Below are 22,037 nucleotides of genomic sequence, written 5' to 3'. Positions count from 1 at the left end.
CCATGTCGGGGGCTGGTCCGGGCTGGGCGCTGCTGCTGGTGGGCTTCATCGCCGCCAATCTGCCGTTTCTCACCGACCGGCTGATGCTGGTCGGCCCGCGCCGGGCGCCCAAGGCGCTGGGCTGGCGCCTGCTGGAACTGCTGCTGCTGTCGGGCCTGACCATCGCACTGGGCATGCTCATCGAGACGCGGCTGGGCCAGCGTGCGCCGCAAGGCTGGGAGTTCTATGTCGCGGCCCTGTGCCTGATGGTCACCTTCGCGTTCCCGGGCTTCGTCTGGCGCATCCTGCGCAAGCAGTCGGCGGCCGACGCGACCCCGTGAGAGACGACGAGGCCCTGGTCGAGCGCCGCCTCAGCGGCGAGCAGGTCTGGCGCGGCCGCTTCCTCGACGTGCGGCGCGACGTGATCGTGCAGCATGACGGCCACACCGCGACGCGCGAGTACATCGTGCATCCGGGCGCGGTGATGGTGGTCCCCCTGCTGGACGACGGCCGGCTGGTGATGGAGCGGCAGTTCCGCTATCCGCTGGGTCGCATCCTGCTGGAGTTTCCTGCCGGCAAGCGTGATCCCGGCGAGCCGGTGCAGCGCTGTGCCCAGCGCGAGCTGGCCGAGGAGACCGGTTATGTCGCCCGCGAATGGGCCCGCGCCTGCCACATCCACAACGCCTGCGCCTACGCCGACGAGGCGATCGAGATCTGGTTCGCCCGCGGCCTGCAGCCCGGCCCGCGCCGGCTGGATGCGGGTGAGCTGCTCGACGTCTGCGTGATGGGCGAGTCCGAGCTGGATGCGCTGGCCAGCCGCGGCGAACTGACCGACGTGAAGACCCTGATCGGCTTGCAGTGGCTGCAGAAGTGGCGTGCCGGTCTGTGGGCACTCGACTGGGTGGCGCCCGTCTGACAGGTGCCGCGGGGATAATGTCAGCACGATGAAGGTGCTGAACCTGCGCTGCGACCACGACCACGCCTTTGAAGGCTGGTTTGCCTCCGAGGCGGATTTCCAGGACCAGGCCAGCCGGGGTGTGGTGGCCTGCCCGTTGTGCGGTTCGCTGCAGGTGCACCGGCTGCCCAGCGCGCCGCGGCTGAATCTCTCCGGCGCCCGCGAGCCGGACGCGCCGGCATCCGCAGCGCCCGAGTCCGCGGCACCGCCGCAGGCCACGCTGCAGGCCCAGTGGCTGCAGGCCGTGGCCCAGGTGCTGCAGAACACCGAAGATGTCGGCGAGCGCTTTCCCGAAGAGGCCCGCCGCATCCACTACGGCGAGGCGCCGCACCGCGGCATCCGGGGCCAGGCCAGTGCCGACGAGCGGGCCGAGCTCGCCGACGAGGGCATTGAGGTGGTGCCGTTGCCAGTCCCGGTGGCGCTCAAGGGCACGGCGCACTGACCCATTGCCGACCGGTGTGCACCACCGGTTTGCAGGGTGGGGTGGGCTGCCGAATGTGCACCGCATCACGCTTGAAATTCGATAAAAATGATAATCTGCGTGCTGCTGAACATGCCCTGCATGCCGGCGTCGACATGCCCGGCATTGGTGCTGGGTGCCCACCCGCTCCCGCCACGACCGATTGCCCTGCATGCACACCGCCGCGCCGCCACGTTCCCCGCAGGTCAACCCTGCCCAGGCCCAGTCCGAGCGCCTGGCCTGGCTGTTCCGCGGCTGCGACGGCACGCAAGGCCCGGTCCACCCGTTGCTGCAGCCGCTGTCTTGTCTGCGTGACCTGGGCGACGCGGCCGTGCTGATCCCGCCGCCGCCAACCCGCACGCCGCAACCGCAGCCGCCGCGCCACACCATCGACCGCGCCTGGCTCTGCGCCCGGGTGGACGCGCTGCCGGCCCTGCCGCAGGCGGTGCTGGCCGCCATCCGTGTGCTGCAGCAGGACGGCAGCAGCACCGCCCAGTGCGCCGCGGCGCTTGGCCGTGATCCGGCGTTGGCGGCCATGCTGTTGCGCCTGGCCAATGCCGCGGCTTACGGCCGCAGCGGCCGCATCGGCAGCCTGTACGAGGCCGTGGCCCTGCTGGGCCGCGCAGCGGTGGGTTCGGTGCTGACGGCCGCCGCCGTGGCGGCGCAGTTCCAGGATGCGCGCTGCCCCGGCTTCGACCGCCAGCGCTACAGCCGGCAGGCCTTTGCCAGCGGCATCGCCGCCCAGACCCTGGCCAACGAGCTGGGTGCCGATGGTGGCCTGGCCTTCACCGCCGGCCTGCTGCACGACATCGGCCACCTGGTGCTGGTGAGCCAGCTGCCGGCCGCCATGGCCCAGGCCATGGCCTGGGCCCGGCTGCATGACCAGCCCTTGCATCTGGCCGAGCAGGAGGTGCTGGGCATCGACCATGCCGAGGCCGGCGCCCTGGTGGCCCGGCACTGGCACTTCCCGCCGGCGCTGGTGGCGGCGGTGGCCGGCCACCACGGCACCGGCGCGCAGCCCGCGGCCGAGCATGCCTGGCTGCTGGACGTGGTGCAGGGCGCCGATGCGCTGGTGCATGCGCTGGACCTGCACCAGGCCGAGGACGAACGGGTGCCCGATCTGGACCCGGCGCTGTGGCAGCGGCTGGACCTGTCGCCGGCCCGCTGCGCGCGGGTGCTGGCGGTCACCGAGCAGGGCGTGGCGGCGCTGGCCGGCGCCCTGACGCCGTAGCCGGACAGGCAGCAGCTCAGACCACGCGGCCCGGGTTCAGCCGGCCCTGCGGATCCAGCGCCTGCTTGATGGCGCGCATCAGGCCCAGCGCCACCGGGCTCTTGCGGGTGGCCATCTCCTGCAGCTTGAGCGCGCCCACACCGTGCTCGGCCGAGAACGAGCCGCCGCAGGCCTGCACCGCGTCGTAGACGATGCGGTTGATCGCCGCTTCATGCGTGGCGAGGAAGGCCAGCGATTCACCGCCTTCGGGGCACTGCACGTTGTAGTGCAGGTTGCCGTCACCCAGGTGGCCGAAGTTGACCAGCCGCACGCCGGGGATGGCCGCCAGCAGCGCGGCATCGGTGCGCTGGCAGAACGCCGGGATGGCCGAGACCGGCAGCGCGATGTCGTGCTTGACGTTCAGGCCTTCCTCGCTCTGCGCCAGCGGGATGGATTCCCGCAGGTGCCACAGCCCGGCCGATTGCGCCAGGCTCTCGGCCACGGCGGCATCGCCGATCAGGCCCTGGTCCAGCGCGGCTTCCAGCAGCCCCTCGAAGCGGCTGCGCGCACCGGCTTCGCCGTCGGCATCGGCGTACTCCAGCAGCACCGTCCACGGTGCCGCCGCCAGCGGCTGGGCCAACTGCGGAAAGTGCCGCCGCACCAGCTGCAGCGAGAAGGTGTTCATCACCTCGAAGCCGGTCAGCCCGGCGCCCAGGCGGGCCTGCGCCAGCCCCAGCAGGCCCACGCACTGCTCCAGCGAGGCGGTGCTGGCAAGCGCTGTCAGGCTGGCCGCGGGCTGCGGGTAGAGCTTCAGCGTGGCCGCGGTGATGATGCCCAGCGTGCCTTCGCTGCCGATGAACAGGTCGCGCAGGTCGTAGCCGGTGTTGTCCTTGCGCAGCCCGCTCAGGCCGCTCCACACCTCGCCGGCCGCCGTCACCACTTCCAGGCCCAGGCACAGCTCGCGGGCATTGCCATAGCGCAGCACCTGGGTGCCGCCGGCATTGGTCGCCAGGTTGCCGCCGATGGTGCAGCTGCCCTCGGCCGCCAGGCTCAGCGGGAACAGCAGGCCGGCGTCGGCCGCGGCCTGCTGCACCGCCTGCAGCACCATGCCGGCTTCCACCGTCATCGTCAGGTTGGCTGGGTCGGTGGCGCGCACCCGGTTCAGCCGCTGCAGGCTCAGCAGCACCTGGCTGCCGCTCTTGTCCGGGACGCCGCCGCCCACCAGGCCGGTGTTGCCGCCCTGCGGCACGATGGCCACGCCGTGTTGTGCGCAGGCCTGCACCACTGCAGCCACCTCGGCGGTGCTGCCGGGCCGCACCACTGCCAGGGCCTGGCCATGCCAGCGCTTGCGCCAGTCGCGCTCCCAGGCCGACAGGTCGCCGTGGCTGTCGCGGGTCAGCACATTCGCGGGGCCGACCAGGGTGCGCAGGGCGTCGAGCAGGGCCGTCATGCGGCCGCCACCGTCTTGTGCTTCAGCCGCCAGCGCACATGCGCGGCGCAGGCGGTGAACAGCAGGCAGCACAGCAGCACCTGGCCCCAGGCCAGCCACTCGCCGATGCCCAGCGCCGCGCCGGGGGGCAGGCCGGTGGCCCGCACCACGCCCTCGGTGAAATACAGCCACACCAGCAGGCTGACCCAGCGGTAGGTGTAGAGCCGGTGCTTCAGCAGCCCCGCCAGCGGGATCACCAGCGGCAGCACCTTGAAGGCCAGGAAGCGCGAGCCGGTGGGTGCCAGCCACAGCTCCCAGGCCAGACCCAGCAGGATCAAGCCGACCAGCGCGCCCACGGCCAGCGTGCGGGTGGCCTGCACGAAGGCATGGGGGGGTTGGGGTGCCAGGCCGTCGGCGTGGGGCAGGGCGGGCGAGGCCGGGGCAGGCGAGGTGGACACGGCGGACGGGCGCGGAGCGGGCAGCAGGCAAGGTGGCGGCTGGCATCATAGACGGATGACTTCCACCCCTTCGGCCCTGCGGCGATGGCGGCAGTGGCTGGCCGGGTTGGCCGGTGTGCTGCGGCACTGGCCCTGGTTCGACACCCTGCGCACGCTGCGCCAGCGCTTCCGCGAAGACCACCTGGCGCTGACCGCCGGCAGCCTGACCTTCACCACGCTGATCAGCCTGGTGCCCCTGGTCACGGTGATGCTGGCGATCTTCACCGCGTTTCCGATGTTCGCGCGCTTCCAGCTGTCGGTGCAGCAGTACTTCGTGCAGGCCCTGGTGCCCGACAGCATCGCGCGGCCGGTGCTGCAGGCGCTGACACAGTTCGCCGGCAAGGCCAGCAAGCTGGGCAGCCTGGGCCTGCTGCTGCTGGGCCTGACCGCGCTGGCGCTGATGTTCACCATCGACCGCACGCTCAACGGCATCTGGCGGGTGCCGCGGCCGCGGCCGCTGGCGCAGCGGGTGCTGGTGTACTGGGCCGCACTGACCCTGGGCCCGCTGCTGCTGGGGGCCAGCCTGTCGCTGACCTCGTACGCGGTGTCGGCCTCGCGCGGGCTGGTCGGCACGCTGCCGGGCAGCCTGTCGCTGCTGATCGACCTGGCCGAGTTCACGTTGCTGGCCACTGGCATGGCGCTGCTGTACCGCTTCATGCCCAACACCCATGTGCGCTGGCGCCATGCCTGGGCCGGCGCGCTGTTCGTGGCCCTGGGCTTCGAGCTGGCCAAGCGCGCACTAGCCTGGTATGTGAAATCGGTGCCGGCCTACTCGATGGTGTACGGCGCCTTTGCCACGTTGCCGATCTTCCTGCTGTGGATCTACCTGGGCTGGCTGATCGTGCTGTGCGGCGCGGTGATCGCCGCCTATGCGCCCAGCCTGGCGCTGCGGGTGGTGCGCCGGCCCGACCGCCCTGGCGAGCGCTTTGCGCTGGCGGTGGCCCTGCTGCAGGCGCTGGCCGCCGCCCGCGCCACCGACCACCGTGGCCTCAGCGCCGAGGCCCTGGCCGGCCAATTGCGCACCGATCCGTTGCAGGTGGAGCCGGTGCTCGACGACCTGCTGGCCCTGGGCTGGTGCGGCCGGCTGGACGAAGAGGGCGCGCAGCGCCATGTGCTGCTGATCGAGCCGCCGCACACGGCGGCCCAGCCGCTGGTCGACCGCCTGCTGCTGCAGGACCAGGCCAGCACGGCGGCCTTCCGCCAGCGCAGTGGCTGGGCCGGCATGACGGTGGCCGATCTCCTGCGCTGACGCCTGTCGCCCCGGCCGGGGATAATCGGCGGTTCCGTGAACCTGCCCGCCCAACCGGTGCGGCCGCCGCGGCCCGATGCCGCCGCGCGACCCGCGCGCGAGCCCCGGCCGCCGCGCCCCGCCACACCGATCCCGCCCATCACCTACCCCGAGTCGCTGCCGGTCTCCAGCCGGCGCGAGGAGATCGCCCGCGCGCTGGCCACCCACCAGGTGGTCATCGTCTGCGGCGAGACCGGCTCGGGCAAGACCACCCAGCTGCCGAAGATCGCGCTGGAGCTGGGCCGCGGCCTGGGCGCCGGCGGCACCGGCCTGATCGGCCACACCCAGCCGCGCCGGCTGGCCGCCACCAGCGTGGCCAAGCGCATCGCCGACGAGCTGAACAGCCCGCTGGGCGAGGTGGTGGGCTACAAGGTGCGCTTCCAGGACCGGCTGCAGCCCGGCGCCAGCGTCAAGCTGATGACCGACGGCATCCTGCTGGCCGAGACCCAGGGCGACCCCGACCTGCGCCAGTACGACACGCTGATCATCGACGAGGCGCATGAGCGCAGCCTGAACATCGACTTCCTGCTGGGCTACCTGCGCCAGCTGCTGCCGCGCCGGCCGGATCTGAAGATCGTGGTGACCTCGGCCACCATCGATGCCGACCGGTTTGCGAAGCACTTTGAAAGCCGCCTTGGGCCGGCGCCGGTCATCCAGGTCAGCGGCCGGCTGTTCCCGGTGGAGCAGCGCTGGCGGCCGTTCGAGGATTCACGCGAGTACGGGCTCGATGAAGCCATCGCCGATGCGGTGGACGAGCTGTGGCAGGGCCATGGCGCCGGCGACATCCTCGTCTTCCTGCCCGGCGAGCGCGAGATCCGCGATGCCGCTGACCACCTGCGCAAGCACCTGGCCAAGCAGCACCGCGGCGGGCCGCAGCCGGAGATCCTGCCGCTGTTCGCGCGCCTGTCGCAGGCTGAGCAAGAGGCGGTGTTCAACCCCGGCAACGGCCGGCGCATCGTGCTGGCCACCAACGTGGCCGAGACCTCGCTCACCGTGCCGGGCATCCGCTATGTGATCGACTCCGGCTTCGCCCGGGTCAAGCGCTACAGCTACCGCACCAAGGTCGAGCAGCTGCAGGTCGAGGCCATCAGCCAGGCGGCGGCCAACCAGCGTGCCGGCCGCTGCGGCCGGGTGGCCAACGGCATCTGCATCCGGCTGTACGACGAGAAGGACTTCACCGGCCGGCCCAGGTTCACCGACCCCGAGATCCTGCGCAGCAGCCTGGCCGGCGTGATCCTGCGGATGAAGAGCCTGCGCCTGGGCCAGGTGGAGGACTTCCCGTTCCTGGAGGCGCCGCGCGCCAAGGCGATTGCCGACGGCTACGAGCTGCTGGGCGAGCTGGCCGCGGTGGACGACGACAACCAGCTCACGCCCATCGGCCGTGAACTGGCCCGCCTGCCGCTGGACCCGCGGGTGGGCCGCATGATCCTGGCCGCCCGCGAGCGCGATGCGCTGCACGAGGTGCTGATCATCGCCAGCGCGCTGAGCGTGCAGGACGTGCGCGACCGGCCGATGGATGCCGCCCAGGCCGCCGACGAGAAGCACAAGAAGTTCGACGACGAGAAGTCGGAATTCATGGGCTACCTGAAGCTGTGGAGCTGGATCGAGGAAGGCCGCGGAGTGCACGGCCACCCCGGCTCGGCCCAGCAGAAGACCGACAGCCACAAGCTCAGCAACCGCCAGCAGGAGCAGCGGCTGCGCGAGAGCTTCGTCAACCCGCGCCGGGTGCGCGAATGGCGCGACATCCACTCGCAGCTGCACACCGTGGTGGCCGAACAGGGCTGGCGGCTGAACGGCAGCCCGGCCACGTACGAGCAGATCCACCTGGCCATGCTGGCCGGCCTGCTGGGCAACGTGGGCTGCAAGAGCGACGACGACGAGTGGTACCTGGGCGCACGCGGCATCAAGTTCTGGCGCCACCCGGGCGCCCACCTCAGCAAGAAGCCCGGCCGTTGGCTGATCGCCGCCGAGCTGGTCGACACCACCCGTCTGTATGGCCGCGGCCTGGCCGGCATCGAGCCGCAGTGGATCCCGCCGCTGGCCGGCCACCTGCTCAAGACCCAGCTGCTGGAGCCGCACTGGGAGAAGAAGGCCGGCGAGGTGGTGGCGCTGCAGCGCGCCACGCTGTACGGCATCGTGATCTACGCCAACCGGCGGGTGAACTTCGGCAACGTCGACCCCAGGGCGGCGCGCGAGATCTTCATCCGCGAGGCGCTGGTGGAAGAGGACTGGGACAGCAAGCTGCCCTTCATCGCCCACAACCGCAAGCTGCTGGCCCAGGTGGAAGAGCTGGAGCACAAGAGCCGCCGGCAGGATGTGCTGGTCGACGACAGCCTGATCTTCGCGTTCTACGACCAGCAGCTGCCGGCCACGGTGTTCTCAGGCGCCACGCTGGAGCGCTGGTACCGGGACGAGGTGAAGCGCCAGCCCGAGCTGCTGAAGCTGACCCGCGACGAGCTGATGCGCCACGAGGCCGCCGGCATCACCGGCCAGGCCTTTCCCAAGACCATCCGCCTGGGCGGTGTGGACTGCACCGCCACCTACCTGCACGACCCCGGCGACCCCAAGGACGGCGTCACGGTGACGGTGCCGATCTACGCGCTGAACCAGGTCAGCGAGGAGCGCTGCGAGTGGCTGGTGCCCGGCATGCTGGCCGCCAAGGTGACGGCGCTGTGCAAGAGCCTGCACCAGCGCCCGCGCAGCCGCCTGGTGCCGCTGCCCGACTACGTGGCCGAGTTCGTCGAGACCCACCCCTTCGCCCAGGGCGCGCTGATGGACGTGCTGCTGAAGGCGGTGCGCGAGCGCAGCCAGATCGCCGTGCAGCGCAACGACTTCAAGCTCGACATGCTGCAGCCCCATCTGTTCATGAACTTCCGCGTGGTCGACGAGCATGGCCGCCAGCTGGGCATGGGCCGGCACCTGGCCACGCTGAAGGCCGAGCTGGGTGGCCAGGCGCGGTCGGCCTTCCAGGCGCTGGCGGCGCTGAAGCTGGGCAGCGGGGCGGCACCGGCTCCGGCCACCCCCGCCCCCGCGCCTGCCACCGGCGGGCCGCGGCGTGTGGAGAAGGCCGCTGCAGCGCCACCGGCACCGCCACCGCCACCGCCACCGCCGGCCGCGCCGGTCGCCCACACCGCCTGGACCTTCGGCGCGCTGCCCGAGCTGATGGAGATCCACAAGGCCGGCCAGGTGCTGATCGGCTTCCCGGCGCTGATCGACAAGGGCGCGCATGTGGAGATCGAGGTCTTCGACGAGCCCGACGTGGCCGCCGCCAGGCACCGCGCCGGCCTGCGCCGGCTGGTGGCGCTGGCCATCAAGGAGCCGCTGAAGTACCTGGAGAAGAACATCCCCGATCTGGTGAAGATGGCGGCGCTGTACATGCCGCTGGGCACGGCCGACGAGCTGCGCAACCAGATCATCGCGGTGGCGCTGGACCGCGCCTTCCTGGCCGAGCCGCTGCCCGCCGATGCAGACGCCTTCGCCAAGCGCATCACCGAGGGCCGCGGCCGGCTGAACCTGATCGCGCAGGAAGTGGCGCGCCTGGCCGGCACCATCCTGGCCGAGTACGCCACGGCCCAGCGCAAGCTCAAGGACAGCCGGCCGGCCAAGGAGGTGGCCGATGACGTGACCGCCCAGCTGCAGCGGCTGGTGCCGAAGCACTTCCTGCAGGCCGCGCCCTATGCCCAGCTGGCGCACTTCGCCCGCTACCTGAAGGCGGTGACGCTGCGGCTGGACAAGTGGCGCGCCGACCCGGCGCGCGATGCCCAGCGCCTGGCCGAGCTGCGGCCGATCGAGCAGCGCTACATCCGCCGCCTGGCCGAGCAGAAGGGCGTGGCCGATGCCCGGCTGGATGAGTACCGCTGGCTGCTGGAGGAGCTGCGGGTCAGCTTCTTCGCTCAGGAGCTGCGCACGCCGCAGCCGGTGTCGGTCAAGCGGCTGGACAAGGCCTGGCAGCAGCTGTCGAGCTGACTGCCGACTGGGCGTTGCGCCGGCCGCGCCACAGCAGCAGCGCTGCACCGGCCGCCAGCAGGGCCCAGGTACCCGGCTCCGCCACCGGCGCGGCATGGGCCCCGGCCCAGTTCACACCGCTGCCGGCGTGCACCGACGAGGCCACCGGCGCGCCCGCCACCTGCACGCCGGTGATGCCGTTCCAGGCGACGCTGCCGAACTGGTTGCTGGCCTCGCTCCACCAGTTGGGACCGGCGCGGTGCCGCTGTACGCCCCGCTGCTCAGCCCGCCCACACCGACAACATCGCCGCCGACGCGGTGAGCGCGCTGCGGGTGAGCTGCTGCGCCTGGGCGCCGCCGGCGCAGGCCAGCAGCAGGGCCCAGGCCAGCGGGTGGGCCGGCGGGCAGCGTGGCGGGCGGGCGGCGGTCTGAGGCATGGCAACTCCGGGTCGGTGTGGACTGCACCGGGCCGGCTGGCCCGGGTCTGGGAGCACACTGTCCCGCCGCGCCGTTGCAAAGGCGTTGCAAGCCGCGCCAGACCCGTCCTCTGTGGGAGGGAGGCCGGGCGCGGCCCGCGTGCCGTCAGAGCCGCACCAGCGCGTCGTTCTCCACCTTCACCCGGGCGCCGGCCTGCAGGCCCGGGTCCTGGGCGTAGTCGAAGCTGCGGGTGGTGCCGTTGTCCAACCGCACCGTCACCCGGTGCACCTGCTTCTTGTTCATGTTGTTCTCCACCCGGTTGCCGGCGTAGGCACCGCCCACGGCACCGGCGATGGTGGCCAGGTCGCGGCCGCTGCCGCCGCCCACCTGGTTGCCCAGCACGCCGCCGATCACGCCGCCCGCAATCGTGCCCAGCACATTGGGATGGTCGTCCTTCACCGTGACCAGCTTCACCGCGGTGACCGCGCCACACTGGGCGCAGCTGGCCACCGGCTGGCTGCCGTGCTGGCCACCGTGCTGCCCCGCGTCGAAGCGCAGCGTCGATTCGCGCCGGTCGACGACCAGGCGGCCGTCGGCCACCAGCTTGCCGCGCAGGTTGTCCTTGCGGCGCAACACGTAGGTGGCCTCGTAGACGCCCGGCCGCACCTCGGTCAGCGGAATGCGCTGGGCAATGCCCTGCACCGACGCGCTGGCCTGACCGCCCGGCTTGCCCTGCAGCGTGAAGGCCAGCTCGTCGCCCGGCCGCACCGGGTCCGGCGCGCTGACCTGGAAACTGCTGATCGGCGCCGTTGCCGCAGGCGCTGCCCCGGCCTGCAGCGACTGGCCCAGCGTGGCGGTGGTGGCCTGGCCGTTCTTCTCGAGCCTGGCGGTCACCGTGCTGCTGGCCGACAGCCGGTCACGCTGGCGGATGGTGTATTCACCCTCGTAGCGGCCGGGCGAGGTCTCGTTGAGCTGCAGCGCCGCGGTGGCGCCGCTGATCTGCAGGCTGACCCGCGCGTCGGGCGTGCCGTCGACGCGGAAGACCAGCACCTCGCCGGGGCGCAGCTGTTCCAGGGGCGTGACACCGAAGCCGGAGATGCCCTGGCCGACCTGCTGGGACCAGGACTGCGCCAGCGCAGGCGTGGCCGGCAGGGCCAGCGGCAGGGCGGCCGCCAGGGCCAGGGTCAGGGCAGAGAGGGGGCGTTGCAGGAGCATGGTCAACCTGGTGTGTGGTGGTGGATGGTTCGGGATCCGCTGACGCTGGCATCTTGCCGGCGCCGCTCTGCCTGTACAACGGCCGCTGGCCGTCCCCTGCCGACAGTGCCGGCCGCAAGCCCGTGTAGGACGGGATGCCGTGCTCAGCGCTGCGGCACCTGCTGCCCGGCCAGGAAGCTGGCCAGGTCGGCGCACACCGCCTCGGGCAGCTCGAACTGGGGCAGGGCACCGGTGGGGTAGACGCTGAACTGCCAGTTCGGCTGCTGGCGCAGGAAGCCGCAGCCGCGGTAGTCGGTGAAATCACCGCGCACGCCATGGCTCATCCACACCGGCAGCTGCAGCTGGCCGTAGACGGTGTGGATGTCCGCCGAGAACAGTCCGGCCGACAGGAAATGCAGCGGCGCGAACTCGGCACCCGGCTGGCGGGTGGTCAGCACGTCGTACTGCCACAGCGCCTCGTCGATGGCCTTGGCGCCCCAGGTGCGCTCCAGGAAGTAGCGGATCACGCCGGGCCGCGTCAGCCCGCGGAACAGCGCGCCACCCCAGCCCGGGCCGCGCAGGGCCTTCAGCAGGCCCGGCACCGCACGGGTGCTGCCCGGCGCGCCGCGCCACACCCGCGTGCCCATGAAGCCGGTGGGGCTGACCAGGGCCAGGCTGCGGTAGTCGGCCGGCCGCTCCACCGCGGCGCGGGCCAGGAATTCGCAGCCCAGCGACAGCGCCAGCGCATCCACCGGCGTGCCGCCGCAGCGCTGGCGCAGCCAGGCGCTGGCCGCATGCAGTGCGTCGGTCATCAGGCGCGGGGTGTAGGCCACATCGGGCCGGTCGCTCAGGCCGTAGCCGGGCAGGTCGATCGACAGCACGGTGCGGCTGTGGCGGAAGTGCTCGTGCAGCGGCCGCACCTCGGCGGCCGAGGCGGCGGCATTGACGCTGTGCAGCAGCAGCAGCGGGGCACCTTGCCCGGCCACCAAGGCCACCACCCGGCCGAAGCCCGGCAGCTGCAGCACCACCGGGTCGCCCGACACCGGCGCCGGCAGGGGCGGGCTGGGGGCGGTGGCGGGCGGCATGGGGGTGGTCGTCGGTGGCACGAGGGCTGCCACAGTGTGCCACCCGCCCGGCATGCCGCCGGGCGCCGCCGTCAGAAGAACTCGATGCGGGCGCCCTGGTTGCCGGCCAGCGACAGCTCGGCCGGCGGGGGGCTGGTGCTGGCCCGTTCGGGCGCCGGCGTGGGCGCAGGCACGTCGCCGCGGCCGGTGCCCTGGGCATGCGCCACCCGCTGCGAGTGCATCACGTAGTTGTCGGTCCAGCGCGCCAGCAGTTCTTCCAGCAGGATCGGCGGCGGCGGTGCCTGGCCGTCGATCAGGCTGTAGATCTGCGCGAAGTGCTCCGACAGCGAGGCCAGCGCCGCATTGATCTGCTCCAGCAGCTGGCGGTTGATGTCCTGGAACTGCATCTCGGCCAGGATGTCCATGACATCGTGGTCGATGGTGGCCATGCCCTGGTCCATGTGCTGCGAGAGCTCGCCCAGGTAGGGCACCACGTCGCTCAGGGTGTCGCTCATCAGCTGGATGTGCTGGGCGATCTCGCCAAGCTGGCGGGCTGCGCTGGTGCCGTGTTGCGACTCGGCGCGGGCCATCTCGGCATCGATGGTGCCGGCAGCCTGGTGGATGCCCTCGCTGATCTGCCGGGCGGCCTCGGCCGTCTGCTGCGACAGCCGCCGCACCTCGGCCGCCACCACCTTGAAGCCGGCGCCTTCGGGGCCGGCGCGGGCCGCCTCGATCGAGGCGTTGATCGCCAGCAGATTGGTCTGGCGCGAGATGTCGGTGATCAGCGTGGCCAGCGGCGTCAGCTGGCGCACCCGCTCGGCCACCGCGCCCACGCGCTGCTGGTTCTCGGCCTGCACCGTTTCCAGCGCCTGCTGGTGCTCGGCCAGCGACGCCACGGCCTGGCCGTGCTGGCCGGCGCGGCTGAGTGAATCGGTGCTCAGCGCCTGCGAGCGGCCGACCGCGGCATGGATCTTGGTCTGCAGCGACTGGGCATGGTTGTGCACCCGGTGCACCCGGTCGATCATCGACATCACGGCCGACTCCGACGCCTGGATCGTGGCGTCCACCTGCTTGGTCAGCACGTTGAACGCCTGGCGCAGGGTGTGGATGTCCTGCACCACCACGGCGGTGTCGCGGTGGTTGCGGCCCAGCATCGGCCGGTGGAAGCGCTGCAGCCAGTTGCCCAGCACCACCCCGACGCCCACGCCGAAGACCGCCGACCAGGGAACCTCGTCCGCCCACAGGCTGTGGGCCAGCATTGCGCCGCCGAACAAGGCAAGCAAGCCCAGATCACGCAGCGAGGGGCGTGGCCAGGAAGCGGGTCGTGCCATGGTGTGTCCTCCCGGTATCAGGCGCCCGGCAGGACCTGCTTGATCACCTTCACCAGCTCCGCACCGCCCACCGGCTTGACCAGCCAGCCCGTCGCCCCGTTCTTCTTGGCATCGTCGCGCTTGCCCTGCTGGCTCTCGGTGGTGAGCGCCAGGATCGGCGTGAAGCGCAGCAGCTTGCGCGCCTCGCGGATCAGTCCGATGCCGTCGAGCTTGGGCATGTTGATGTCGGTGATGATCAGGTCGGGCTTGAGGCCGGCCTTCAACTTGGTCAGCGCCGCCTCGCCGTCGCTGGCGGTCTCCACCTTGTAGCCGCTGATCTCCAGCGTGCCCTTCAGGCTCATCAACATCGTGGCGGAGTCGTCGACCAGGAACACGCTTTTCATCAGGACACCTGTGTGGAGGGCTGGGATCCTGGCGCCGCCGCAGCGCCATTGCAGACCCGAATTGATAAAAATATCGGCGGTCTTGCGGAGAACTTGAGGAGGGTTTTGCAGCCGCTGTGCAGGCAGTCCGGTCGAGCGCTGGCGTTCAGAACAGCTCCACACGCGGTGCGGTGCTGGCCGCGGCCGCGGCCGCCCCACCGGCGACGCTGGCGTGGGTGATGCGCTGGCTGTCCATCACGTAGCGGCCGGCCTGTTCCTGCAGCTGCAGATGCAGCGGCTTGAGCGCCGGCAGCACCTCGCCGCCCTGCAGCAGCGTGGCCATGCCCTGCAGGTGCTCCTGCAGCGCGTCCAGCGCCTGCTGCACCGATTCCACCCGCTGGCGCATCACATCCTGGCCCTGCAGCTGCGACAGCGCGTCGCTCAGCCGCTCGGCGATGTCCTCGTGGCCGGCCTTGATGTCGGCGATCACCCGGCCCAGCTGCAGCTGCTCGATGCTCTCGGCAAAGCGCTTCTGCATCTCGGCGATGTCGGTCAGCACCTGGCGCATGTTGCTGCTGGTGGTGCTGACACCGCCCTGGTTGGTGGCGGCGGCCAGCTCGGCATCGATGCCGTCGGTGGCGGCGGTGATCTTGGCGGCGATCTCCACCGCCACCGCCGCGGTGCGGGTGGACAGCTGGCGGATCTCGGAGGCCACCACCGCGAAGCCGCGGCCGGACTCGCCGGCGCGGGCGGCTTCCACCGCGGCGTTGATCGACAGGAAGTTGGTCTGCCGTGCCACGGTGGCGATCACGTCGACCATGGGCGTGAGGTCCTTCACGCCCTGCAGCCGCTTGATGCGTTCCAGGTTGGCCTGCAGGTCGGCCTCCTGCTTCTCGACGAACATCGTCAGGATCGAGCCCAGCTGGGTGTCGACCATGACCTTGTCGCGCACCACCTGGGCCAGCGCGTCGCTGTTGCCCTCGGTGGTGCGGATGCGTTCCAGCTGGTCGGCCGACAAGCGGTGGATGGCGTTCATGCGCTCGATGGCCTGCAGCGTGCCGCCTTCGGACTCGTCCAGGGCGCCGCCCAGCTGCTGCTTCATCAGCGTGACATAGGGGCCCATGTCGCGCACCTCCTGCGCCGCGGCATCGCGCGGCAGCACGCGGTGGCGGGCGCCGGCCAGGCGGCCCCAGCCCCAGGCCAGCAGGCCGGCCAGCGCCAGCGTCAGCGCGGCCAGCGCGGCGGCGGCGGCGGCACCCGCCAGCCCCAGCGCCGGGCCCAGCCCGGCCGTGGCCAGCAGGCTGAGGGCGGCCACGCCGGCCAGCAAGGGGGCGCCCAGCGGGGGACGCGGCGCGGTCGGGAGTTCGGGAATCGGCATGCGCGGGTCTTCGGCCTGTGGCGGCGGTTCTTGAGTCAGGCCGTGGCCGCGGTCAGCTTGTCCACCAGCGCCACCAGCTCCCAGGGGCTGAAGGGCTTGACCAGGTAGGCGCGGGCGCCGGTCTGCAGGCCGGCCTGCACCGCATCGGCCGTGCCCAGGGCCGACAGCATGATCACCGGCGTCTGCTGCAGCGCAGCATCGCTGGCCAGGGTCTGGCTCACCGTCAGCCCGTCCATGCCCGGCATCATCACGTCCAGCAGGATCAGGTCGGGCTGCTGGCTGCGGGCCAGCTGCAGGCCTTCCGGGCCGTTGGCCGCCTCCAGGACGCGGAAGCCCTTGAACTCCAGCGTCATGCGGATCAGCCGGCGGATGTCGGCCTGGTCTTCGATGGTGAGCACGGTGCGGGTCATGGCAGGGCCTCGGCGGGCAGGGGGGTGGTGGATGGCGGGGCGGGGCGTGTACCGGCCGGGGACTGGTCGGCCGCCGGGCGGGCAGGCTGGACCAGCGCGGCCGCGGCGGGCAGCCACAGGCGGATGCAGGCGCCGCCGTCGTGCGCGTTGGTGGCGAGGATGATGCCGCCGTGGGCCGTCATGATCTTGCGGCAGATCGTCAGGCCCAGGCCGGTGCCGCCAGATCCGTCACGGGTGCGGCTGGATTGCACGAAGGCGTCGAAGATGGTCTCCAGCTCGTCCGGCGGAATGCCGGGGCCGTGGTCGCGCACCTCCAGCAGCACGCCTTCGCTGCCCAGGTCGTCGCCGGTGAGTTCGATGTCGCTGCCCTCGGGCGCGAAGCGCAGCGCATTGGCCAGCACATTGCGCAGCACCTGCTGCATGCGGAAGCCGTCCACCCGCGCCGGCAGCGGTGGCAGCGGATCGGGCAGGCGGAGCTGCACGCCGCGCTTGTCGCCCAGCGGGCCCAGCTCGCGCACCACGCCGGCGGCCAGGGCGAACAGGTCGCTGCGGTGCAGCGACAGCGCACCCGGGCTGCCGTCGATCTTGGACACGTCCAGCAGCGCGTTCACCAGCGTCAGCATGCGCTGGCCGCCGGCATGGATGTCGTCGAACATCGCGTCGAACGGCGCCTGACCCTGCGCAAAGGCCTTGCCCAGCTCGGAGAAGCCGATCACCGACTGCAGCGGCGTGCGCAGCTCGTGGCTGACGGTGTTGATGAACTCGCCCTTGGCCCGGTTGGCCCGCTCGGCCGCCTCGGTGGCGCGGGTGAGGTCGGTGATGTCGAAGCGGAAGCCCACCAGGTGCCCGTCGGGCATGCGGCGGTTGAGCAGGCGCATCACCCGGCCATCGCCCAGGTGCAGGGTGGTGGTGAGGTTGCCCTGGCGGTGCCTGGCCAGGCGCTCGGCCATCCAGTCGTCCAACGGCATGTCCAGCTTGCCGTACAGGCCCTGCTCCGCACCGTGGCGCAGGATGGTCTCGAACGGCGTGCCCGGCTTCAGCAGGTGCGCCGACACGCCGTGCACCTGGCGGTAGCGGTCGTTGCAGAACACCAGCCGGTCGGCCGGGTCGAACAGCACGAAGGCCTCGTCGATGGTTTCCATCGCGCCGCGCAGCAGGGCTTCGCTGCGGCGCATCTCGGTCTCGAGCTGGCGGCGCACGGTGATGTCCTGCAGCGCGCCGACGATGCGCACCAGGCCGTGGTCGCCGAACTCGCCCTCGGCCACCAGCTGCACCCAGATGCGCTTGCCGCCGAAGGTGATGACCGGCAGCTGCACGTCCCAGCCGGTGCCGGCGCGCTCCAGCCCCTCGGCCAGCAGCTGCTGCACCTGGCTGCGCGCCTCGGGCGCCACCAGGGCGATGCAGTCGGCGGCACTGGGATGGTGGCCGGGCGCCGCCTCCAGGATGTGGCAGGCCTGCTCGGTCCACTGCAGCAGGCCGGTGTCCAGGTCCAGCTCCCAGCCGCCAACGCCGGCGATGCGGCCGGTGTTGTGCAGGAAGGCCTGGCTCACCCGCAGTGCCTGCTCGGTCTGGCGGCGCTCGGTCACGTCGCTGTTGATGCCGATGAAGCCCACATGCCGGCCGCCGGCATCACGCAGCAGCTGGATGTCGAGGTTGATCCAGTACAGCCGGCCGCTCTTGCTGCGGTTGAGGATGTCGCCGCGGAAGGGCTGGCCGGTGGCCAATGCCTGGCGGATGCGCAGCCGGGTGGTGCGGTCGCTGGCCTCGCACTGCAGCATGGCGCCGGGCGTCTTGCCCATGAGTTCGGCCCTGCTGTAGCCGGTGATGGTCTCGCAGGCGTTGTTCACCCAGGTGATGCGGCCCTGCAGGTCCGTGACCAGCACGGTGTTGGTGGTGCTGTGCGCCACCAGGGCCAGCAGCTCCAGGTCGGCCGACATGCCTTGCGCGGCGGCCTCGGCCCGCCGCCGGCTGGTGATCTGCCAGTGCAGCAGCAGCGCCAGCAGGGTGCTGGCCAGCAGGCCGCACAGGAAGAACAGCGCCGGCCAGGCACCACGCACCGTGGCCTCCAGCACCGAGCTGCCCTGGTGGAACAGCCACAGCGTCAGCACGTCCAGCGCCAGGCCGCCGCCGAACACCAGCCACGGCAGGCGGTGCAGGTGGCGGTCGATCCAGGCGCGCATGGCGGCGGGCGGCGGCCGGCCTCAGGCCGGCGCCTGGCTGGCGTGCAGGTCGCCCGACTGCTGCAGCGCCGCCGCCAGCCAGGGATCGGCCGGCGGCGCGCTGATGCGCGGGTTCAGCGCCAGCAGCACCTGCAGCACGGCGCTGTGCACCTGCTCGCACTTGCCCAGGTGCACCGCGGGCGCGTTCTGGTTGCGCAGCCACTGGCCCAGCGCCTCGGCATCGTCCACGCCCACATGGCCTTCCAGGGCGGCGTGCTTCTTCAGGTAGCGGATGGTCATGCCAGCTCCTTCGGGTTGAGGATCATCAGCACGCTGCCGTCGCCCATCAGGGCGGTGCCCGCAAAGCCGGTGAGGCCGGCCAGCACGCCTTCCAGCGGCTTGAGGATGATGTCGCTGGTGCCGTGGAAGTCGTCCACCAGCAGGCCCAGGGTCTCGTGGCCCAGGCGCACCACCAGCACCGCATGCTCGCCATCGCCGTTGCGCAGGGCGGCCTCGTCCAGGGCCAGCAGGGCGTTGAGCGGGCGCAGCGGCACGATGCGCCCGCGCAGCACCGTGGTCATGGCGCTCTTGAAGTGGTGGATGTCGTCGGCATGCACCCGCACGGTTTCCACGATCAGGTCCATCGGCACGCCGAAGCGGCGGCCGGCGGTCTCGATCATCATCACGTTGGTCACCGCCATCGACAGCGGCAGCGCCAGCCGGATGGTGGTGCCCTGGCCGCGCACGCTGGACAGCTCCACCGTGCCGTTGATGCGTTCCACTGCCGAGCGCACCACGTCCATGCCCACGCCGCGGCCCGACAGGTCGCTGATGGACTCGGCCGTGCTGAAGCCCGGCAGGAAGACCAGCTGCACCGCCTCGTGGTCGGTCAGCGTGCCGGCGCGGTCGGCGGCGATCAGGCCGCGTTCCACCGCCTTGGCGCGCACCCGCTCGGTGTCGACACCGGCGCCGTCGTCGCTGATGTCCAGCAGCACGCGGTCGGCCTCCTGGCGGGCCGACACCCGCAGCGTGCCCTGGGCCGGCTTGCCGGCGGCCTGCCGCACGGCGGGCAGCTCGATGCCGTGGTCCAGGCTGTTGCGCAGGATGTGGATCAGCGGGTCCGCCAGGCTCTCGATGACGTTCTTGTCGGCCTCGGTGTCCTCGCCCTCGATGACCAGCTGCACGTCCTTGCCCAGCTTCTTGCTGATGTCGCGCACCAGCCGGCCGAAGCGCTGGAAGATGGTGCCCACCGGCAGCATGCGCACCTGCATGATGGCGTGCTGCATGTCCTCGGCGATGCGGTTGATCACGCTGTACTGCGTCTTGATCTCTCGGGCCAGCTCGCGCTGCTTGAACACATCCTCGGCGCGCTGGGCCAGGTAGGGCAGGGCGTTCTTGGCCACCACCATCTCGCCGATCAGGTCCATCAGCCGGTCGATCTTGTCCTGGCCGACCTTGAGCACCTTGTGGCCGCCGGCATTGCCGCCGCCGTCGTCGGGTGGCGTGGCGCCGCGCTTGAAGTCGGTCACCGTGGCGGGCGTGCCGGTGGTGTCGCCGGCGCCGTCGCCGTCGGCCTGGCCTGCAGCGCTGGCGGCATCGGCCAGCTGCGCGATGTCGGCGCCGGTGGCGTCGGACGGCCGGTGCTGCAGCGCCCAGGTGGCCAGCGCCTGGGCGCCGGGCGGCAGGCTCTCCAGCGTCGGGTGCAGGGCCCGGTACAGCGCCTCGTCGCCCCAGCACTGCAGCAGGTTGGCCAGCACGCGCCGCGTGGCGGCCACGGTGCCGGCGGCAATGCCGGGGCGGGCCAGCAGCGCACGCTGCTCGTCCCAGGCCAGCGCGATGCGGCCGCGCAGGTAGGCCAGCTCGGCGCCCACCACCGCGGGTGCCTCGGCCGGCATGCGCAGGCTGTGCCACTGCAGCTGCTCGGGCACGTAGCGGAAGTGCGCCTCCAGCTCGGCGCGCGGTGCGTCGCTGACGATCAGCAGGTCCAGGTTGCAGCGGTAGCAGTCGAAGGCCTCCGCCGTGGCCCAGGGTGCGGCCGGGCGCACCGCCAGGTGGCGCAGCCCGGGGGTGCTGCGCGCCAGGTGCCAGGGGTCTTCGCCCTTGAAGAAGCATTCCGCCTCGGGCTGGTAGCGCAGCGCGGTGCTGCCAGGCAGCTGCAGGGCCGGCGGCAGATCGGCAGCCCAGTCCGGCAGCGGCGGTGCCACCACGGCGGCCGGTGCCGGTGCCGCCGCGACCACGGCGGCCGCTGCCGGGCCGGCCAGGTGCTGGCGCAGGGCGGCGGCCAGGGTCTGGGCGCGCGGCGCGGCGCCGGCCGGCAGGGCGCCGTCCTGCGCGATCGTGTCGATCAGCTCGGAGGTGTAGTCCATCGCCTCCAGCAGGGCATCGGCGATGGCGCCGCTGTAGGCCAGGCTGCCGTTGCGCACCCGGTCCAGCAGGTCTTCACCGGCATGCACCACGGTTTCCAGCGGCTTGAAGTCGAACAGCCCGCAGTTGCCCTTGAGGGTGTGCACCTGGCGGAACAGGTCGTTCAGCAGCTCGGCATCACCGGGGCTGCGCTCCACCTCCAGCAGGCGCTGGCCGATGGTTTCCAGACCCTCGCGGGCCTCCTGGATGAACTGGTCCAGCAGTTCGGAGGTGTTCATGCGGACGCTCCTGCAACGAGTTTGCCGGCCGCGCGCAGCGACGCGGCGGCATCGCCCAGCATCAGCGCGGCGGTCAGCATCAGTTCGGCCGGCTTGGCCGGCTTGACCAGGTAGCCATTCGCGCCGGCATCGCGGGCCGCGGTGGCATCCTGCATCTGCGATTCGGTGGACACCATCAGCACCGGGGCCGGCGGCGTGCCGCCCAGGCGGCGCAGCTCGCGCACGAAGGTGTAGCCGTCCATCTTGGGCATGTTGATGTCGACCACGTACAGGTCGAAGGCCTGTCCCGGCGGGCGGCTCATCACCTTCTCCAGCGCCTCCAGGCCGTTGACCGCCTCGTCGACCTGCCAGCCGGCGTCGCTGAGCATCTTGCGGTGGTACATGCGCACGGTGGCGGCATCGTCGATGACCAGGACATGGTGGGTCATGCGCGATCTCCCTTGATCGGTTTCTGGTGCACCATGGCGTCGGCAAAGCGGCGCGGCTGGAACAGCGGTGTGATGCGGCTCATCGATTCCGAATGGCCCAGGCAGATGAAGCCGCCCGGGCTCATCGCGTCGTACATGGCCTCGGCGGCCACCCGGCGCGACAGGTCGTCGAAATAGATCAGCAGGTTGCGGCAGAAGATGATGTCGATGTCGCGGAAGGCGCGGGTGTCGCTCGCATCGGTCAGGTTGACGCGGCTGAAGTCCACCGCCGCCACCAGATCCCGCGAGATCACGAACTCGTTCGCATTGCGCTGCTTGAAGTAGCGCGCCAGGTACTCGGGCGGCAGCTGCCCCACCGAGCGCGCCGAGTACACGCCGCGCTGCGCCGACTCGAGCACCGTGGTGTCGATGTCCGACGACAGGATCTCCACCTCGTACTGGTCGATCAGCGGCCAGCGTTCGAGCAGGTAGATGGCGATGGAGTAGGGCTCCTCGCCGGTGGACGACGGGATCGACCAGATGCGGATGCGCCCGCCCGGGCGCTTGCGCTTGACGATCTCGTTCAGCATGTCCTTGACCATGCAGTCGAACTGGTAGGCCTCGCGGAAGAAGTAGGTCTCGTTGACCGTCATCGCGTTGACCAGCTGCTGCAGCTCCGTGCCCTTGGTCTCGAAGCGCAGGGCGATGAAGTAGCTGCGGAAGTCGTCCGCGCCGGTGGCCTCGATGCGTTCGATCAGCCGCTTGTCGACGAAGTAGCGCTTGCCCTCGTCGAAGTGGATGCCGGTCTTGCGGTAGAAGAAGTCGCGGAACTTCAGGAAGTCCGCGTCGGTGATCTCCTGCCGCCGGTTCAGTGCGGTGGCCTTCATGGCACGCTCCCCCCGTGGCAGGC

General features: G+C 71.5%; 20 protein-coding genes. 6 read left to right on the top strand and 14 right to left on the bottom strand.

Features of this window, described 5'->3' with window-relative positions; genetic code table 11:
* Window positions 1-2: 2 nt before the first annotated feature.
* The 4 genes from FFT10_RS05455 (at window position 3) to FFT10_RS05440 (ending at window position 2,625) form a co-directional block, all read left to right on the top strand.
* The gene (locus FFT10_RS05455; protein WP_137731765.1) at window positions 3-320 is read left to right on the top strand and encodes a DUF2818 family protein; all 318 of its coding nucleotides are present in this window, start codon (window positions 3-5) and stop codon (window positions 318-320) included.
* Window positions 317-895 (top strand): NUDIX domain-containing protein, encoded by a 579-nt coding sequence (locus FFT10_RS05450; protein ID WP_137731764.1) that lies wholly within the window; start codon window positions 317-319, stop codon window positions 893-895. The genes FFT10_RS05455 and FFT10_RS05450 overlap by 4 nt, the downstream gene beginning before the upstream one ends.
* 28 nt (window positions 896-923) lie before the next feature.
* Window positions 924-1,376, top strand: coding sequence for a DUF1178 family protein (locus FFT10_RS05445; protein ID WP_137731763.1), 453 nt, complete (start codon window positions 924-926; stop codon window positions 1,374-1,376).
* 190 nt (window positions 1,377-1,566) lie between these two features.
* On the top strand, window positions 1,567-2,625 hold the full coding sequence (locus tag FFT10_RS05440; protein ID WP_137731762.1) for an HDOD domain-containing protein: 1,059 nt from the start codon (window positions 1,567-1,569) through the stop codon (window positions 2,623-2,625).
* A 16-nt stretch (window positions 2,626-2,641) separates the two neighbouring features.
* On the opposite strand, the gene FFT10_RS05435 is transcribed toward FFT10_RS05440, so the two are convergent.
* Together FFT10_RS05435 and FFT10_RS05430 are read right to left on the bottom strand one after the other, a co-directional pair.
* Entirely contained in the window at window positions 2,642-4,054 is a 1,413-nt protein-coding gene (locus FFT10_RS05435) for an FAD-binding oxidoreductase (protein ID WP_137731761.1), read from the bottom strand.
* Complete coding sequence (locus FFT10_RS05430) at window positions 4,051-4,458, bottom strand: DUF2069 domain-containing protein (RefSeq protein ID WP_228026987.1); 408 nt, start codon at window positions 4,456-4,458, stop codon at window positions 4,051-4,053. The genes FFT10_RS05435 and FFT10_RS05430 overlap by 4 nt, the downstream gene beginning before the upstream one ends.
* Window positions 4,459-4,546: 88 nt before the next feature.
* On the opposite strand from FFT10_RS05430, the gene FFT10_RS05425 reads away from it, so the two are divergent.
* Both FFT10_RS05425 and hrpA read left to right on the top strand, forming a co-directional pair.
* Complete coding sequence (locus tag FFT10_RS05425; protein ID WP_137731760.1) at window positions 4,547-5,779, top strand: YihY family inner membrane protein; 1,233 nt, start codon at window positions 4,547-4,549, stop codon at window positions 5,777-5,779.
* A gap of 36 nt (window positions 5,780-5,815) precedes the next feature.
* Window positions 5,816-9,784 carry an ATP-dependent RNA helicase HrpA gene (gene hrpA, locus FFT10_RS05420; protein WP_137731759.1) on the top strand — a complete coding sequence of 1,323 codons (3,969 nt, stop codon included), beginning with the start codon at window positions 5,816-5,818 and terminating at the stop codon, window positions 9,782-9,784.
* Window positions 9,785-10,044: 260 nt separating this feature from the next.
* Here hrpA and FFT10_RS27625 read toward each other — a convergent pair whose 3' ends face one another.
* The 12 genes from FFT10_RS27625 to FFT10_RS05365 all read right to left on the bottom strand — a co-directional run bounded on the left by FFT10_RS27625 (window position 10,045) and on the right by FFT10_RS05365 (window position 22,014).
* The gene (locus FFT10_RS27625) at window positions 10,045-10,200 is read right to left on the bottom strand and encodes a hypothetical protein (protein WP_154694078.1); all 156 of its coding nucleotides are present in this window, start codon (window positions 10,198-10,200) and stop codon (window positions 10,045-10,047) included.
* Window positions 10,201-10,345: 145 nt separating this feature from the next.
* The gene (locus tag FFT10_RS05415; RefSeq protein WP_137731758.1) at window positions 10,346-11,395 is read right to left on the bottom strand and encodes an outer membrane lipoprotein; all 1,050 of its coding nucleotides are present in this window, start codon (window positions 11,393-11,395) and stop codon (window positions 10,346-10,348) included.
* 143 nt (window positions 11,396-11,538) lie between these two features.
* Window positions 11,539-12,459, bottom strand: a complete 921-nt coding sequence (locus tag FFT10_RS05410; RefSeq protein ID WP_137731757.1) for an alpha/beta fold hydrolase — start codon at window positions 12,457-12,459, stop codon at window positions 11,539-11,541.
* Window positions 12,460-12,530: 71 nt separating this feature from the next.
* On the bottom strand, window positions 12,531-13,769 hold the full coding sequence (locus FFT10_RS05405) for a methyl-accepting chemotaxis protein (protein ID WP_137731756.1): 1,239 nt from the start codon (window positions 13,767-13,769) through the stop codon (window positions 12,531-12,533).
* Window positions 13,770-13,786: 17 nt separating this feature from the next.
* Entirely contained in the window at window positions 13,787-14,155 is a 369-nt protein-coding gene (locus FFT10_RS05400) for a response regulator (protein WP_137732066.1), read from the bottom strand.
* A gap of 142 nt (window positions 14,156-14,297) precedes the next feature.
* Complete coding sequence (locus FFT10_RS05395; RefSeq protein ID WP_137731755.1) at window positions 14,298-15,509, bottom strand: methyl-accepting chemotaxis protein; 1,212 nt, start codon at window positions 15,507-15,509, stop codon at window positions 14,298-14,300.
* A 35-nt stretch (window positions 15,510-15,544) separates the two neighbouring features.
* Window positions 15,545-15,919, bottom strand: coding sequence for a response regulator transcription factor (locus FFT10_RS05390; protein ID WP_137731754.1), 375 nt, complete (start codon window positions 15,917-15,919; stop codon window positions 15,545-15,547).
* Window positions 15,916-18,099: a PAS domain S-box protein gene (locus FFT10_RS05385; RefSeq protein WP_137731753.1), complete on the bottom strand. Its 2,184-nt coding sequence runs from the start codon at window positions 18,097-18,099 to the stop codon at window positions 15,916-15,918. The genes FFT10_RS05390 and FFT10_RS05385 overlap by 4 nt, the downstream gene beginning before the upstream one ends.
* Window positions 18,100-18,120: 21 nt before the next feature.
* Window positions 18,121-18,378: a hypothetical protein gene (locus FFT10_RS05380; RefSeq protein ID WP_137731752.1), complete on the bottom strand. Its 258-nt coding sequence runs from the start codon at window positions 18,376-18,378 to the stop codon at window positions 18,121-18,123.
* Window positions 18,375-20,720 (bottom strand): chemotaxis protein CheA, encoded by a 2,346-nt coding sequence (locus FFT10_RS05375; RefSeq protein ID WP_137731751.1) that lies wholly within the window; start codon window positions 20,718-20,720, stop codon window positions 18,375-18,377. Before FFT10_RS05375 ends, FFT10_RS05380 begins: the two co-directional genes overlap by 4 nt.
* Window positions 20,717-21,148 carry a response regulator gene (locus FFT10_RS05370; RefSeq protein ID WP_137731750.1) on the bottom strand — a complete coding sequence of 144 codons (432 nt, stop codon included), beginning with the start codon at window positions 21,146-21,148 and terminating at the stop codon, window positions 20,717-20,719. The genes FFT10_RS05375 and FFT10_RS05370 overlap by 4 nt, the downstream gene beginning before the upstream one ends.
* A complete protein-coding gene (locus FFT10_RS05365; protein ID WP_137731749.1) occupies window positions 21,145-22,014 on the bottom strand; it encodes a CheR family methyltransferase in 870 nt (289 codons plus the stop codon). The genes FFT10_RS05370 and FFT10_RS05365 overlap by 4 nt, the downstream gene beginning before the upstream one ends.
* Between the last annotated feature and the right edge of the window lie 23 nt (window positions 22,015-22,037).

Origin of the sequence: Pseudaquabacterium pictum, assembly GCF_005403045.1 — a bacterium.
GTDB lineage: Bacteria > Pseudomonadota > Gammaproteobacteria > Burkholderiales > Burkholderiaceae_C > Pseudaquabacterium > Pseudaquabacterium pictum.
This window is presented reverse-complemented; position numbering and strand designations above follow the sequence as displayed.